The organism is Sphingobium sp. WR1 (assembly GCF_059693745.1).
On the sequence record NZ_JCATID010000002.1, the window covers coordinates 435,604 to 450,236 of the forward strand.

Genomic DNA, 14,633 nt, shown 5'->3' on the forward strand with positions numbered 1-14,633 from the left:
GCGGTCGATTTAAACGGTGATGCGCCGGGCAGGATCGACGGTGCCATCCGGCCGCACACCGGCCATGGCCAGATCGCGCTTCATCCGGCCGGTCAGAAAACGCAGCCACATGACGAAATCGGCACGCAGCGACCAGAGCGGATAGCGGAAGGTGGCGGGGCGATTCCGTTCGACCAGGCCATGGCCGATCCAGGCAAAGCCATAGCCCGCCAGCGGCAATGCCGTCGCCAGCCACCAACGCCCCGTCAACGGCGTGGCGGCCGCCAGCGCAACGACCAGACTGGTGCCGACATAATGGAGCGCACGCGTGCCGGGCTGCGCATGTTCCTGCAGATAATAGGGCCAGAAATCGCGGAAGCGAGTCATGCTGATCACGGCTATCCTCTCTTGCCGCCAGCGTAACGACTGACCTGATCGTTGTTAAGCCTTATGCGTCAAACCGTGGGCTCTTTCCGGAGCATAGAGGAAATAGTCATAGGCGGCGCGGGTGGCCTCGGCGATGATCCGGTCGCGCGCGACATGTCCCTTGCTGTCCTTCATCACAAAGGCGACGACAGCGAAGCGGCGGCCGTCCGGCAGGCGGACGATGCCGACATCATTGCCGGTGCCGTTGAGCGACCCTGTCTTGTGGGCGACCGCGGTGCCGGGCGGCAACATGCCGACGATGCGCGCCTTCCCCGTCTCGCAATGCGCCATGATGGTGAACAGCCGCTGGGTGCTGGCCGCGGACAGGGCACGCCCCGATTCATAGGCGGTGATGAGGTCGAGCATCGCCGAGGGGGTGGACGTGTCCTGCGGCTCCATGGCGAAGGCCAGATTGGGCAGGTCGCGAATGTCGCGCGTCACCAGCAGCGGATCGGCGCGGCGCGCGGCGTCGGCATTCTGGCGGAAGCTGCCCGATACGGGATGGATACCCATGGCGCGGTAGAGAAGATGCGCGGTGTCGCTGTCGACCCGCAGGCCGGTGACGCCCAGTTTCGTCACGAAGCCGGTGATCGCCTGCGGTCCGCCGGCGCGCGCGACCAGCACGTCGGTCGCATTATTGTCGCTCTTTTGCAGCATCAGTTCGAGCAGCCGGTCGACCGAAAGGCTGGCGCCGGGGCGCGAGAACATCCAGGCGATGCCGCCTTCGCTCGCCAAGGCCGGGTCGAGCGCCAGTTGATCGTCCAGCCGCAATTCGCCCGCATCGACCAGCGCGAAGATGCGTCCCGCCACGGCCACCTTGTAGGCGCTGGCCATCGGGAACAGGGTGTCGCCGTTCAAGCTCTGCGTCTCGCCGGTCTGAAGGTCGCGCACCGCGATCCCGACCGTGCCGTCCGACAGGGTGGCGAAACGTTCGAACTCGGCCAGCAGCTTGGCCTCCGCCGTCTGCTGCACCAGCGGCTTGGGCGGCGGGCCGAAGGCGTCGGCGCTGGGCAGCGGCGTGAAGAACAGACCAAGGGCGGCCAGACAGGCAGTGGAACGGGGCAATTGCGGCATAGCGACCTCCCTCGCGCAATGCAGCGGCCATGGCAAGCCTCCATGGTTGACGCGCAGGCCCCGCCGGACCATCACCGGCGACCATGAGCGATACGATCAAGCTGCACGAAAGCTGGCGCACCCCGCTGGCCGACCAATTCGCCGCCCCGCACATGCAGGCGCTCAAGAATTTTCTCCAGGAGGAGAAGGCGGCGGGCAAACGCATCTTCCCCAAGGGCAGCGAATATTTCCGGGCGCTGGACCTCACTCCGCTCGACCAGGTGAAGGCGGTGATATTGGGACAAGACCCCTATCATGGCGAGGGGCAGGCGCATGGCCTGTGCTTTTCGGTCCAGCCCGGCGTGCGCACCCCGCCGTCGCTGGTCAATATCTACAAGGAAATGCAGGCGGATCTGGGCATCGCGCCGGCACGCCACGGCTTTCTGGAACATTGGGCCAAGCAAGGCGTGCTGTTGCTGAACAGCGTGCTGACGGTCGAGATGGGGCGCGCGGCCTCGCATCAGGGCAAGGGCTGGGAAAGCTTCACCGACGCGATCGTGCGGCTCGTCGCGCAGAAGGAGGAACCGGTCGTGTTCCTGCTCTGGGGCGCCTATGCCCAGCGCAAGGCGGGTTTCGTCGACCAGGACCGCCATCTGGTGATAAAGTCGGCCCACCCTTCCCCGCTGTCGGCGCATAATGGCTTCCTGGGGTCGCGACCCTTTTCCAAGGCCAATGCATTTCTGGAAGCGAAGGGGCGCGGGCCGATCGACTGGGCCTTGCCGGCGGTCGGCGCGGACCAGCGGGCAATGCTGTAGAACGACGCGCCCTGCGCGCGACGCAGCGAAGTTCACACTGTCGTGGGGCGATTTCGCCCGATTGCGCCCGCGAAGCGTCACAAACGCGCCTGCGAAGCGCCACCTGCGGGACGGTGACGCAACGCGCGAGGAACATGAAGGCGGACGCAACTGCGCGCCGCATCGACACCGGGCAATAGAGGCTTGGCAAGGGGCTTCATCCGACAGGATGGAGCAGAAAAAATCCAACATTGAAAGGGGTTTGCGCAGGACGGCAAGGGCTTTCCGCTACCCCGCCTTTAAAGCTGAACGGCAGATAACAGTCCGGTTCAGGATCGAATCAAGGAATCGGTGCCATATCTCCGCCTGTAATCAAGGATTTCAGGTCTGGAGGAGAATATATGAACATCCGCAAAGCCATTTTGGCCACCGCCGTCGCCGCCGCCACCCTGACCGCCGTCGTGCCGTCGGTTTCCTATGCGCGCGACGACCGCCGCTGGAGCCACGACCGCCACTATCGCGGCGATTATAACCGGCGCGATCATTATTATGCCGACCGCCGCGGTTATCGTGACGATCGCCGCTATCGCTGCCGCAAGTCGGGCGGCACCACCGGCCTGCTGGTCGGCGGCGTCGCCGGCGCATTGCTGGGCCGCGCCGTCGACACCCGAGGCGACCGTGCGCCGGGCACCATCATCGGCGCGGGCGCGGGTGCGCTGGCCGGCCGGGCGATCGACCGCAATTCCAAGTGCTGACAGGCGGGGCGCGGGATGGCTTCCGACAAAGGCCATCCCGCCTTTCCTCAATCCAAGGCGCGCCCTGGAGCAGGGAGCGTTCAGCCAGGACCACCTCTTTTTCCGTTCGGGCTGAGCCAGTCGAAGCCCTGCACTTCTCTATGGTCGGATGACATTTGTCTGAATCGTCTTTGCGAGCGCAGCGAGTCGAAGGCGGGCGAAGCCCAACCAATCCATAGGGGGTGACATTGGATTGCTTCGCTGCGCTCGCAATGACGAGGTAAGGCGACCTGATGTCATCCGACTCCAGAGGTCCACCGCTCCCATTTTTCCGGCGTCCCTGGCCGGAAAAGGTCGAGGCCCGGTCCCGCTTGCGCGGGCCGGGCCTCATTCCCTCTCCAAACTTGTCAGGCGATCAGCCGTCGTAATCGCCGCCGATATTCTGGTTGCGCGGCGGCGCAGCAGCGGTCAGGCGCAGAGCCTCCGCCGACTGGGCGATCGAGCCAATCTCGTCGGGCGTGTCGTCATCGTCGATCTGCACCTTTTGCAGCGACGCGACGAGCGAATCGTGGAGGTCGTCAGGCATGACCGTCTCTTCGGCGATCTCGCGCAGGGCGACGACAGGATTCTTATCGCGGTCGCGGTCGAGCGTCAGCTCGGCGCCGCCAGAAATCTCCCGCGCGCGCTGGGCGGCGAGCAGGACGAGGTCAAAACGGTTGGTAACTTTGTCGACGCAATCTTCGACGGTAACGCGGGCCAAATAGGGCCTCCTGAAACAACGAATGGAAGTCGTGAACCCGGCGCCTAGCAGCGACCTTCGGCAGAGTCAATGAAAAGGCCATAAAGCCGTGGCATGGCGCGGCCAAAAGAGGCATGAAGCAGATATGGCGACCGTCAAGCCCGCCCCTCCCGCCGCCGACACCGGGGAAATATGCGTCACGCTGGGCGGCAACCGGCTGCGCCTGATCACCGAGGGGGCGGCGCTGCGCGAGGCGCTGATCGCGCTGATCGACCATGCCCGGCACAGCCTCAAACTCTATTATTATATCTTCGCGCAGGACGGCAGCGGGACGATGGTCCGCGACGCGCTGATCGCGGCGCGAGCGCGCGGCGTGGCGGTGACGCTGATGGTCGACGGCTTCGGGTCCAGCCATACGCCCGACGGCTTTTTCGCGCCGCTGATCGAAGCCGGCGCGCATTTCGGCCGGTTCGGCACGCGGCGATCGACCCGCTATCTGATCCGCAACCATCAGAAGATGGCGATCGCCGACGATGCGCGGCTGCTGATCGGCGGCTTCAATGTCGAGGATGGCTATTTCGGCATTCCGGCGGAGGATTGCTGGCGCGACCTGGGCCTGCTGGTCGAGGGCGACCAGGTCGAGGCGATGACGCGGTGGTATGGTCAGCTCTGGCGCTGGGTGTCGACGAAGAAGCAACGGTTCCGCACCTTGCGGCGGATGGTGCGCAACTGGCATCCGGCGCTGCATCATGACGCGGCCGATCCCTTCCGCTGGCTGATCGGTGGGCCGACGCGGCGGCTCAGCCCGTGGGCGCAGGTCGTGAAACATGATCTTGAGCACGCCCGGCGGGTCGACATGATCGAGGCCTATTTTTCGCCGGGACGGGGCATGTTGAAACGCATCGCCCGCGCCGCAAGGCGTCAGGGCGCGCGGATCATCCTGCCGGCCAAGTCCGACAATGGCGCGACGGTCGCCGCCGCGCGGCTGCTCTATGGCCCGTTGCTGCGGCGCGGGGTCGAGATCTGCGAATATCAGCCCTGCAAGCTGCATATGAAGCTGCTCGTCATCGACGACGCGGTCTTCATCGGATCGGCGAATTTCGACATGCGCAGCCTGTTCCTCAACCTGGAGGTGATGTTGCGGATCGAGGATGCAGGATTCGCCGCAGCGGTGCGGACGTTCGTGGCCGGCGAGGCAGCGGCCAGCCGCGGCATTACGCTGGAACAGCATCGGGCGAGCCGCACATTCCTCACCCTGCTGAAGCAGGGGATCAGCTATCTGCTCGTCGGCGTGCTGGACTATACCGTGACCCGGCGGCTGAATTTCCGCGATCCCGATGCGGATTAGAGTGATTTCGAGCCAAATGGAATCATTTGGCGACTCGGAAATCACGGAAAACAAAGGGTCCTAGTGTCGTTCCGGTTCAAGTTGATCCGGAACGATTCTAGCGAAAGAGGGGGCGATGCCCCCTCCCCTCGCGATCAGCGGCCAGCGCCGGGCAGGACGCGAACCTCACCCACCGGATAGCCCTTTTCGGCCATTTCCTGGGCATAGTCGCCGCGGGCATCGGCCAGTTCGGACCGATATTCCTCCCAGGCGTCGCGATTATCCTCGGCATCGGAAGACTGACGCAGATCCTTGGTCAGTTCCTTGCGCGCTTCGGCCAGGTCGGTCTGATAGTTGAACCAGTAATTATTCTCCACGCCAGCGATCGGCCCCTGATAGACGAGCTGATCCTCGACCTGCGCCAGCTGCTCCTCATAGCTTGTCGGGCCTTCGGGGCTTTGGGCCAACGCCGCGGCGGGCGCCAGGCCAAGCAGGGCGGCGGCAAAAAGCTTCGAACGGTACATGGGTTCTTCTCCTCTTTGCTGATCTGAACCACTAGCTGCACAACGCGCCGACCCGGCTGTTTTCCGCCTGAACGGATGTGCAGAATGGACGAAGCGAGCCCGCATGACGACGGACCGAAGCGCCGAGGGCAGCCGGAATCCTCGTTTTCTCTAGTGGCCGATTCTGACATTCGGTACCGCTTGAGGCGATGTCGCACACGAATGCCAGAATCTTTTCGGACCACTAGAAATATTTGATTCTAGTGGATTTTACGATTTTGACATTTGCAGACGCATCCCAACCGTCAGGGGATGCAAACGTCAAAATCAAACCACTAGCGATGTCCGTGTGTTACGCTAACGCACCACCAGATAGAAGCGTGCCGGCGCCGACCCGCCATTTTCGATCACGATATTATAGCGATCGGTGAAGAGGGGCATCCAGGCGCAGTCGACCTGCGGCCCGCCGACCGGCTTGGCGCAGAGCGTCGAGCCGTCCGCGCCCTGCACCCGGAGGGAAAGGTTCGTCGCCCCGCCAGCGGGCGCGACCAAAATCTGGGCACGCTGCCCGCCCAGGAAAAGCTGCCGCATGGTCAGGCTGGCCCCCGGCACGAGCGAACCGCGCCGATAGGCTGGTCCGAGCGCGCGGCCCCGGAAACCCAGCGCAGACGATGCAACGCCATGGTCGCTCGCCTCTTTCGTCCAGAAGGCGGCGAGGTCGTCCTGCCCCTCCGCCGGTGTCGCGCCCAATGCCTGCAGCGCCTCGACCCTGTCGAGCAAGGCGGCATGATCGCCGTCCGCCTGCGCGGCGTCGCCTTCCAGCAAGGTCCGCAGCACCGGGTCATCGGGCAGCATGTCGGCCGCTGGCGCGCCCGGCGCCGCGGCAAAAAGCAATCCGGGCAGCAACAGCCTGATCATCATCCCTCCTCCGGCTGGACGACGAAGCGCGCGCCGGGCGCCGCATCCTCCACATGAAGGGAAAGCTCATGCCGTTCCGCAATCGCCAAGGCAAGGGAAAGGCCAAGGCCATGGCCGCCATCGGGCGCACCGTCCAGCCGGACATAGCGTTCGAAGATGCGCCGCCGGTCGGCGGGCGGAATGCCCGGACCGTCATCCTGCACGACGATGCGCGGGCCAGCCGACAGTTCGAGCGACACATTCCCGCCGCTCGGAACATATTTGAAGCCATTGTCGAGCAGGTTGGACAGGAGCCGCATCATCTGCATCGGGTCAGCGCGGAACAGGATGTCCGGCGCGATGCGGGCATGAAAGCCGATCCCCAGCTCCTCGGCGCTGGCGCCATAGAGATCGGCCAGATTTTCGGCGATGTCGCTGAGATTGATTTCCGCCAGCCCGCGCAGGTCGCCGCGCATCGCCTGCGTGCCCGCAATGTCGAGCAGCGAATCGAGCAGGCGGACGACGCCGCGTATCTCCGCCCGCGACTGGTCCAGCGTATGCAGCAGCGTCTTGTCCTGCGTCGCTTCCATCGCCTTCAATATGCGGGTGTCGAGATGCATCAGCGGGGTGCGGATTTCATGTGCGGTCTGGTCCGACACGGTGCGCTGCGCTTCGATCAGCCGTTCGACCTGATCCAGCATGGCGTTGGTATTGACGGCCAGTTCGGTCAGTTCATCGCTGTCCCCGGCCGCCAGCACGCGCGCCTCAATATGGCCCGCGCGCACGGCGGCGAAGGTCGCGTTGACCGCCTCGACCCGCTCGCGCAGCCGCCGCGCCGCCAGATGCCCGGCCAGCAGGCTGAACATGGCGATCAGCGCGCCGCCCGTGGCGAAGGCCATGGTCAGCCGCCCCTGCAAGGCCCGCCCGCGATGGTCGCTGTGGCCCACGACCAGCCGCATCTGCGGCCCGAGTTGCGTCGCCCGCGCGAACATCCGCTCCCCGCCGGGCAGGGCGACGAAGCGCGCCTCCGACACTTCGGGCGCGATGGCGGGCCAACGGTCGAGATTGCCGGCGATGCGGCGGCCATTGGCGTCGGTCAGGAGATACCAGACCTGCTCGCCATCCTGACGATGGACCGCGAAGCGATCCGCCATGCGCGCCTGCAGTTCCGCATGGCCGCCGCTGACATAGATATCGGCGAGGCCCGCCAGATCGGTGTCGACTTCGCGCGCCAGCATCGCCCGACCGTCATTGTCGACGATCTGCCGCACCACCAGATAGAGCGCCAGGGTCGACAGGAGGCTGACGAGAAGCGCCATCAGCGTGACCCGGCCGAAGACCGACCGGAACAGGCCGGGCCTAGGCACTTGCCGGCGCGGTCCGGGCGATCAGGCGATAGCCGGTTCCCCAGACGGTTTCGAGCACGGGGCTGTCGAACCCCTCCTCCAGCTTGCGGCGCAGGCGTCCGACATTGACGTCGACGACATTGGTCTGGGGATCGAAGCTCAGTTTCCAGACATGGCGCAGCAGCATCTCGCGCGTCACCACCTCGCCCGCATGGTCCATCAGGTAGCGGAACAGCTCGAACTCCTTGGGCGACAGCGGCAGGTGCCGGCCCTGGCGGAATGCGGTGCGCGCCTTCACATGGCATTCGAGGTCGCCGAACAGCAGCACCGGATCATGGCTGCGGCGGCTGGCGCGGCGCCAGAGGGCGCGGACGCGGGCGACCAGCTCGTCCGGCTCGAAGGGCTTGGCGAGATAATCGTCGACGCCGCTTTCCAGCCCCTCGACCCGATGTTCGCTGCGGCCGAGCGCGGACAGCATCAGCACGGGCGCCCCGACACCGGCCACGCGCATCCGGGTGACGACGTCGATGCCGGACAGATAGGGCAGCATACGATCGAGGATGATGACGTCATGGCCGCCGCTGCCGGCGCGGTGCAGGCCGGCCGGGCCATCTTCGGCCTGCTCCACCTCCATGCCGGCGTCGCGCAAGATGGCGGCGATGTTGGCGCGCGCGGCGGCGTCATCCTCCACCAGCAAGACGGAAATCGGATCGGACTGCGCCATAACTCCCCCGCCTTAGCCATAATGACGAAGGCCGCCAGTGACAAAGGCTGTTAGGGCGCGCGAAGGTCCGACCGATCCGGCGGATGCGATCAGATTTTGAGGCCGGCGCGCAGCATCAGCGCGCCGATGATCAGCAGATAGACGCCGAAGATTTTCTTGAGCGGACCCGCCGGCAGGCTGTGCGCGGCGGCCACACCCAGCGGCGCGGTCAGCATCGACATGGAAGCGATGGCGAAGGTTGCGGGGATGTTGATATAGCCCAGCGACCCCCAGGGCAGGCCGCCTTCCTTTAGGCCGATGATGGCGAAGCCGATGGTGGTGGGAATGGCGATCAGCGTGCCGATGCCCGACGCGGTGGCGATGGCGCGGTGGATGGTGCGGCCGCACAGCGTCATCACCATGATGGCGATGGTGCCGCCGCCGATGCCCAGCAGCGAGGAAAAGGTGCCCAGCCCCCCGGCGATGCCGACGCGGACGATGCCCGACGGCATGGTGTCGCTCAGCACCTTGCCGCTGACCCTGGGCAGCAGGAAGTTGAGCGACATGAGCATGACGCCGCCGCCGAAGATCATCTTGAGCGTCGTGCCATCGACATGGCTGGCGAGCATGACGCCCGCGCCGCAGCCCAGCACGATCCAGGGCGCCCATGTCTTGAGCACTTCAAATTCCACCGCGCCGCGCTTGGCGTGGGACAAGAGGGAGCGGATCGAGGTGACGATGATGGTCGCCGCCGACGTGCCGATCGCGACATGGGCGATGGCGTCCCTGGTCCCGCCCAGCAGCGGCAGGACGACCAGCAGGGCCGGCACCACGACGAAGCCGCCGCCGATCCCGAATATCCCCGCGGCAAAGCCGGCGAGCAGGCCAGCCGCCAGCATGGCGACGAGCGGAACCAGCCAGGTCATGATATCGCCCTGCATCAGCGCGCCCCTTCCTGCCCAGTGCGGCCAGCGCGCATGTTGCTGCGTTCGCCTTTGCGGATCAAGGCGGCGAATTTGGGTATGTCGACCATGACGTTAAACCATGCCTCTCTTCGGCGGAATCAAGCTGCATGGGGGGCATGTGGTCATGTCCCCCTGCCCGACTAGACGAACGAGGGGCGGGAACCCGCACGTCCCTCTCCCAAGCCGGATGCGAGGGGGAAACAATCGGCGACGATGGAAAGAGGCGCGCGTCGGGAAAATAAAGGGCGCCAGCCCCAAGGGAGGGCTGGCGCCGCTTTGTCCGGCGCTTGTCGGAGCGCCGGGGAACCGGGAACAGGCCTGTCAGGCGATCGCGTCTTCCGCCGGGGTATAGGGCAGGCCCAGATCCTCGGCGACGGCCTGATATGTGACCTTGCCGTCCCAGACGTTGAGGCCTTCGCGCAGGTGCGGGTCGCGGCGCAGCGCTTCCTTCCAGCCCAGCTCGGCGATGCGCAGCGCATGGGGCAGCGTCACATTGTTGAGCGCATAGGTGCTGGTGCGCGCGACCGCGCCCGGCATGTTCGCCACGCAATAATGCACGACACCGTCCACGACATAGGTCGGCTCGGCATGGGTGGTGGCGTGGCTGGTTTCGAAGCAGCCGCCCTGGTCGATCGCGACGTCGACCAGCACCGCGCCCTTCTTCATCGTCTTGAGCATTTCCGCGCTCACCAGCTTGGGCGCGGCCGCGCCGGGGATCAGCACCGCGCCGACCACCAGATCCGCCTCGGCCACGCATTCCGCCAGGTTCGCGCGGTTGGAGAAGCGGGTCTTGGCCCGCGCCTCGAAATACATGCCCAGCTTTTCCAGCACTTCGGGGCTGCGGTCGAGGATGGTGACGTCGGCGCCGAGGCCCGCGGCCATCTGCGCCGCGTTGAAGCCGACGACGCCGCCGCCGATCACGACGACCTTGGCCGGCAGCACGCCGGGCACGCCGCCCAGCAGCACGCCGCGGCCACCATGCGCCTTTTCAAGCGCGGTCGCGCCGGCCTGGATCGCCATGCGGCCGGCGACCTGGCTCATGGGTTTCAGGAGCGGCAGGCCGCCCGAAGCGTCGGTCACGGTTTCATAGGCGATGCAGGTCGCGCCGGAGGCGATCAGGTCGCGGGTCTGTTCGGGATCGGGCGCGAGGTGGAGATAGGTGTAGAGGATCTGGCCGGGGCGCAGCATCGCGCGCTCGCTGGCCTGCGGCTCCTTCACCTTCACGATCATCTCCGCCGTGGCGAAGATTTCGGCGGCGGTGGCGACGATCTCCGCGCCCGCCTTCTCATAGAGCGCGTCGCTCGCGCCGATACCCTCGCCCGCGCCGGTTTCCACCAGCACGCGATGGCCATGGGCGGTCAGCTCATGCACGCTTTCGGGCGTCAGGCCGACGCGATATTCGTGATTCTTGATCTCTTTGACGGTGCCGACGATCATTTTGTCTCTCCAGAAGCTGGGCGTGAACAGGATCACGCCGCCCTGCCCCGATGATAGCGCGGGTCGAGCGGCGAATGTTCCCTGATTTTGCAGCTTTGACTGGCGCGCTCGGGATGATATCCCGAATTTCATTTAATCAACGGGATTTCATTGCATGGATCGGTTCGACGTCGCGATCATGGAAGCGCTTCAGGCCGACTCGCAACGATCGATGCAGTTATTGAGCGAGCTGATCGGCCTGTCCGCCTCCGCCTGTCACCGTCGCGTCAAGGCGCTGGAAGATGGCGGCGTGATCGCCGGCTATGCCGCCCGGCTCGATCCGGTCGTGCTGGGACTCGACCTCCACGCCTTCGTCGAAATCTCCCTGACCAGCCAGAGCCGCGAGGCGATGGACCGGTTCGAAGCGGCCGTCGCCGACTTTCCCGAAATATTGGAATGCCATCTGATGGCGGGCCATGCCGACTATCTGCTGCGTGTTGCGGCGGCCGATCTCAAGGGGTTCGACGATATCCACCGCGATTGCCTCGCCCGCCTGCCCGGCGTGTCGGCGATCCGCACCAGCTTCGCCATCCGCCGCATCCGCGACTGGCGCGGCTATCGGCTGCGGGGGATCAGAGCGCGCGACGTTTGATCTGGTGCAGGTCGAGCGCTCTGATATTTTTTGTTTATCGCATCGTTTGTTGCGCAAAAGCCCACCCTTCGGCAAGCTCAGGACAGGCTTTTGCGCACGATGCTCAAGGCGCAGCCCTGACCGGCACCGGCGCGTTGCACAGGTCGACGCCGCCAGCCGGGCGATCGTAGAAATCATCCTTTCGATTGGCGCGCAGGCGCAGATAGTCGGCGAAGCTGGGTGAGGCGACATCCATCTGCTGGACGCGCGGCCGCTCCGCCTCGGGCAATTCGCTCGCCAGACGCACCGACAGGATCGGCACCGGATGTTCCTGCGGCGTGTAGAAACCGAGTTCGCCCGACCCGCGCGGCAGACTGGACAGGTGGGCCATGCCCTCGACCACGCGGCCGACGACGGCGATATTGCGGTCGAGCTGGCGCGGGGCCTGCCCGATCACCGCGTAAAGCTCTGCGCCCGTTCCCGCATCGGGCGAGACGTTGCGACCGACGCCGACATAGCCATAGCAATGCGGCAGCCAGGCCGATGCCCCGTCCATCGCCACCGGCCAGCCGCCGGCGAAGCCCGTCGTCGGCGCATAGGGATCGGCATAGGGCAAGGGCGTGACCCGCAACCGCCGATTGGCGAGCGGCAGTCCATAGTCATCCGCGCTGGTGGCGGACAGGCCCGGCGGCATCGGTTTCTTCTCGGTCGCGTCGCCCCATTGCGTAACATAATTGTCCTGCACCCGGTTGATGCTGGTGCCGTCCCACCAATGCGCCCGCGCCAGCGCCTGGATATTGGCGACATGGCGCGGCGAGAAGGCCGGCGCGAGTTGGATCACGATCCGCTTGCCGCCCTCGATGGTCATGACCAGCAATTCGTCGGCGGGGACGGCCTGCCAGGCGGCCGCCGGCGCCCGCGCCACGACGGCGGCCGGCGTGGCGGGCGGATCGGCGGCAAGGACGGGCGGAGCGGTCAGGAAGGCAAGGAGCGCGGCGCAGAGGCGATAGGTCATGAAGCGATCAAACAAGGCGCATCGGATAAAGTAAAGTCCTCGATCCAATGCCCCTTGCCTAGCCGCCCGACGCACGATAGGGAGCCGCTTTCCAGTGCGATTGGAATGGAACCCGATCCACGCCGCTTACAGCGACGATCAGGTTCATGCGGAGCGGTGGCCGAGTGGTCGAAGGCGCTCGCCTGGAAAGTGAGTATACGTCAAAAGCGTATCGAGGGTTCGAATCCCTCCCGCTCCGCCATACAGTCTTAAGTAGTTCAAAACATTAGATAAAATTCGGAATTTGGGTGCAAAACCGCGCCTTTCCATTCTGGTTTGGTACTGCAGAGAGTCAAAACCAAACTGGGAATATGGAATTTCCGTCAAATTTCTCCGCCCCGATAGCCGGCAGTACGGAAGTGAAAACTGTCGATTCCATATCGATGGTTCGATCCACTTTGGCGCCGCCACTGAGTCACAAAGCATTCACGCTGCGCAATAACTGGGCGCATGAGGGCACAAAAGAAAAGGGCCTGAACAAAAGTGATGTCGATTTCCTGTCGAAAGTTCATAGCAAGCTCGGATTGTAGTGCGTTCGACGCCAGACTTTTTGCCGGCTATTTTGCAGGGATATTTTTAACACAGCATGATTATGCAGCCCTTTTCTAACGCCGAAATCGAATTCTTCATCGAGACCAACGGTCGCCTACGCGCAGAGCGCGCACTTGCGCTGGGCACAGAATTCGTACTCTTCATCCAATCACAATTCGTGGAGGGGGAGCTCGAAGCGACTGAAATCGTCCACCTCGGTCGCGGCAGCTTCCGCGCGCGCCTTGTGGTTATTTTCCGCGACCCGGCGACCAGCACAGGGATCGCTCTCGCGGCCTTGGCACTCAGTGGCGCGGATATGCTGAACGGCGACAGGGACAGTTCCTTCGCCACGGAGATTGCGACGGCCTGCATCGAAAGCGGTGCGGCCCGCTGTGGGTTCCGGACCTCGGAGAAAGAATTCCTCGTCGAGCGCAACGCCATGCCAGCAATCGAAAAGGTGCAATCGCTCGCGACGGAAAGTGCGGCACCCGTTTCCGAAGAATTCTCGTCCGACTTTGCAGAGGGCTCGCCCCAAGCCGGAAATGCGCCTTCGCTTGCTGCAAGCGATCCTCTATCTTCCACCGAATACAAGCCTCCTCAGCTCGACGTTGTCGGCCTGTTCGATCATGACGACGGCGCCCCAAAGGTCTACACCGTTGATGGTAGCCACGATATTGAACTCGACAAAGATGGCGAGACACCCCCTAACGGCCGTGTCGCTGACTTCCGCCTGCGCGGTCCACTCGCAAAGTACGGTCGGGCCTACGCCATCGAAGGTTGGACGCCGCGCAGCGATAGACCGATAGGAATCTTCGTCGGACGGATGATCGAGATTCACGACGGGCGCGCCGTCACCTTCGAGACCATCGATGGGGCAAACTATGCCCCTGTCGTGCCAGATGATACGCTCGGATGGGTGCCGATGGGTGCGCTCGTCGAGGTGAGAGCGTCGTTGACCGGCGACGGGGAGCTCGAGATCTATGACTGGCGCGAGCTCGACCGAGAAGAAGCCGCAAGTATCTCGTCTTCTGCGCCTGGTCCCGAACTTTCGACCTATTCCGGCGTGCTGTCGGACGTCGTTGACGGACTTCAGTTCAAACTAGACTGGGGCGGGACCGCCTTGGTCAACGGCGCGGCCCCCGGACTCAATGTCCCGCGCGACCGACTAATAGAAGTCAGAGCCGAGCTTAGCCGCGGTTCGCGAGGTGGTATGGCCGATCCCCGATTATTCATTCATAGCTGGCGTCCACTCGATGATGACACGTTAGGGGGTACAGAAAGCTAGATTTTCTCGATATCGGGCGTCTGCTTAGGTTCCAAGAAATCTAGGACAATCTCCTGCCAGCCAGTCTTTCGCGTGCATAGTGATGAAGCAGACCGACCGCAGCTGGGAACGGAAATCGGCGGCTGAACGGCAATAGAGGGTCGGTTTCGCTGCAGAGCGAATGCCGTATCGTGGGACAAATCCGTCGCCCGCGACGATTTTGACCAACGGCGGGTTCGACCGAGTGCTGCCGTTCGCGAGCATCCCGAAA

Annotated in this window: 17 protein-coding genes and 1 tRNA gene; 7 read left to right on the forward strand and 11 right to left on the reverse strand. The window is 64.5% G+C overall.

Annotation, left to right across the window (positions count from 1 at the left end; translation table 11 throughout):
* Positions 1-9: 9 nt before the first annotated feature.
* Both AC58EF_RS04685 and bla read right to left on the reverse strand, forming a co-directional pair.
* The gene (locus tag AC58EF_RS04685) at positions 10-366 is read right to left on the reverse strand and encodes an Mpo1-like protein (RefSeq protein WP_497274989.1); all 357 of its coding nucleotides are present in this window, start codon (positions 364-366) and stop codon (positions 10-12) included.
* Between the two features lie 54 nt (positions 367-420).
* Positions 421-1,479 carry a class A beta-lactamase gene (gene bla, locus AC58EF_RS04690; protein ID WP_497274915.1) on the reverse strand — a complete coding sequence of 353 codons (1,059 nt, stop codon included), beginning with the start codon at positions 1,477-1,479 and terminating at the stop codon, positions 421-423.
* A gap of 83 nt (positions 1,480-1,562) precedes the next feature.
* Between bla and ung the strand changes: the two genes are divergently transcribed.
* Positions 1,563-2,273, forward strand: a complete 711-nt coding sequence (gene ung, locus AC58EF_RS04695) for a uracil-DNA glycosylase (protein WP_497274916.1) — start codon at positions 1,563-1,565, stop codon at positions 2,271-2,273.
* Between the two features lie 380 nt (positions 2,274-2,653).
* Positions 2,654-3,007, forward strand: a complete 354-nt coding sequence (locus tag AC58EF_RS04700; RefSeq protein WP_497274918.1) for a glycine zipper 2TM domain-containing protein — start codon at positions 2,654-2,656, stop codon at positions 3,005-3,007.
* A 394-nt stretch (positions 3,008-3,401) separates the two neighbouring features.
* On the opposite strand, the gene rpoZ is transcribed toward AC58EF_RS04700, so the two are convergent.
* Positions 3,402-3,746 (reverse strand): DNA-directed RNA polymerase subunit omega, encoded by a 345-nt coding sequence (rpoZ, locus tag AC58EF_RS04705; RefSeq protein WP_179044100.1) that lies wholly within the window; start codon positions 3,744-3,746, stop codon positions 3,402-3,404.
* A gap of 124 nt (positions 3,747-3,870) precedes the next feature.
* Between rpoZ and AC58EF_RS04710 the strand changes: the two genes are divergently transcribed.
* The gene (locus AC58EF_RS04710) at positions 3,871-5,073 is read left to right on the forward strand and encodes a phospholipase D-like domain-containing protein (protein ID WP_497274920.1); all 1,203 of its coding nucleotides are present in this window, start codon (positions 3,871-3,873) and stop codon (positions 5,071-5,073) included.
* A 134-nt stretch (positions 5,074-5,207) separates the two neighbouring features.
* Here AC58EF_RS04710 and AC58EF_RS04715 read toward each other — a convergent pair whose 3' ends face one another.
* The 6 genes from AC58EF_RS04715 to ald all read right to left on the reverse strand — a co-directional run bounded on the left by AC58EF_RS04715 (position 5,208) and on the right by ald (position 10,903).
* Positions 5,208-5,576, reverse strand: coding sequence for a hypothetical protein (locus AC58EF_RS04715; RefSeq protein ID WP_497274922.1), 369 nt, complete (start codon positions 5,574-5,576; stop codon positions 5,208-5,210).
* A 336-nt stretch (positions 5,577-5,912) separates the two neighbouring features.
* Positions 5,913-6,473 carry a hypothetical protein gene (locus AC58EF_RS04720; protein WP_497274924.1) on the reverse strand — a complete coding sequence of 187 codons (561 nt, stop codon included), beginning with the start codon at positions 6,471-6,473 and terminating at the stop codon, positions 5,913-5,915.
* Positions 6,473-7,819, reverse strand: coding sequence for a sensor histidine kinase (locus tag AC58EF_RS04725; RefSeq protein ID WP_497274926.1), 1,347 nt, complete (start codon positions 7,817-7,819; stop codon positions 6,473-6,475). The genes AC58EF_RS04720 and AC58EF_RS04725 overlap by 1 nt, the downstream gene beginning before the upstream one ends.
* On the reverse strand, positions 7,812-8,522 hold the full coding sequence (locus AC58EF_RS04730) for a response regulator transcription factor (RefSeq protein WP_497274928.1): 711 nt from the start codon (positions 8,520-8,522) through the stop codon (positions 7,812-7,814). The genes AC58EF_RS04725 and AC58EF_RS04730 overlap by 8 nt, the downstream gene beginning before the upstream one ends.
* A gap of 89 nt (positions 8,523-8,611) precedes the next feature.
* The gene (locus AC58EF_RS04735) at positions 8,612-9,442 is read right to left on the reverse strand and encodes a sulfite exporter TauE/SafE family protein (RefSeq protein ID WP_497274930.1); all 831 of its coding nucleotides are present in this window, start codon (positions 9,440-9,442) and stop codon (positions 8,612-8,614) included.
* 345 nt (positions 9,443-9,787) lie between these two features.
* The gene (gene ald / locus AC58EF_RS04740) at positions 9,788-10,903 is read right to left on the reverse strand and encodes an alanine dehydrogenase (protein WP_497274932.1); all 1,116 of its coding nucleotides are present in this window, start codon (positions 10,901-10,903) and stop codon (positions 9,788-9,790) included.
* Positions 10,904-11,057: 154 nt separating this feature from the next.
* Here ald and AC58EF_RS04745 point away from each other — a divergent pair, with 154 nt between their 5' ends.
* A complete protein-coding gene (locus tag AC58EF_RS04745) occupies positions 11,058-11,534 on the forward strand; it encodes an Lrp/AsnC family transcriptional regulator (protein WP_497274934.1) in 477 nt (158 codons plus the stop codon).
* A 103-nt stretch (positions 11,535-11,637) separates the two neighbouring features.
* On the opposite strand, the gene AC58EF_RS04750 is transcribed toward AC58EF_RS04745, so the two are convergent.
* Positions 11,638-12,528 (reverse strand): peptidylprolyl isomerase, encoded by an 891-nt coding sequence (locus AC58EF_RS04750; protein WP_497274936.1) that lies wholly within the window; start codon positions 12,526-12,528, stop codon positions 11,638-11,640.
* 150 nt (positions 12,529-12,678) lie between these two features.
* On the opposite strand from AC58EF_RS04750, the gene AC58EF_RS04755 reads away from it, so the two are divergent.
* The 3 genes from AC58EF_RS04755 to AC58EF_RS04765 all read left to right on the forward strand — a co-directional run bounded on the left by AC58EF_RS04755 (position 12,679) and on the right by AC58EF_RS04765 (position 14,383).
* Positions 12,679-12,769 (forward strand) — tRNA-Ser (locus tag AC58EF_RS04755).
* Between the two features lie 46 nt (positions 12,770-12,815).
* A complete protein-coding gene (locus AC58EF_RS04760) occupies positions 12,816-13,097 on the forward strand; it encodes a hypothetical protein (protein ID WP_497274938.1) in 282 nt (93 codons plus the stop codon).
* Between the two features lie 56 nt (positions 13,098-13,153).
* Positions 13,154-14,383, forward strand: coding sequence for a hypothetical protein (locus AC58EF_RS04765; protein ID WP_497274940.1), 1,230 nt, complete (start codon positions 13,154-13,156; stop codon positions 14,381-14,383).
* A 24-nt stretch (positions 14,384-14,407) separates the two neighbouring features.
* Here the strand turns inward: AC58EF_RS04765 and AC58EF_RS04770 are convergent.
* On the reverse strand, positions 14,408-14,633 hold a 226-nt coding region (locus tag AC58EF_RS04770), incomplete at its 5' end, for a hypothetical protein (protein WP_497274942.1).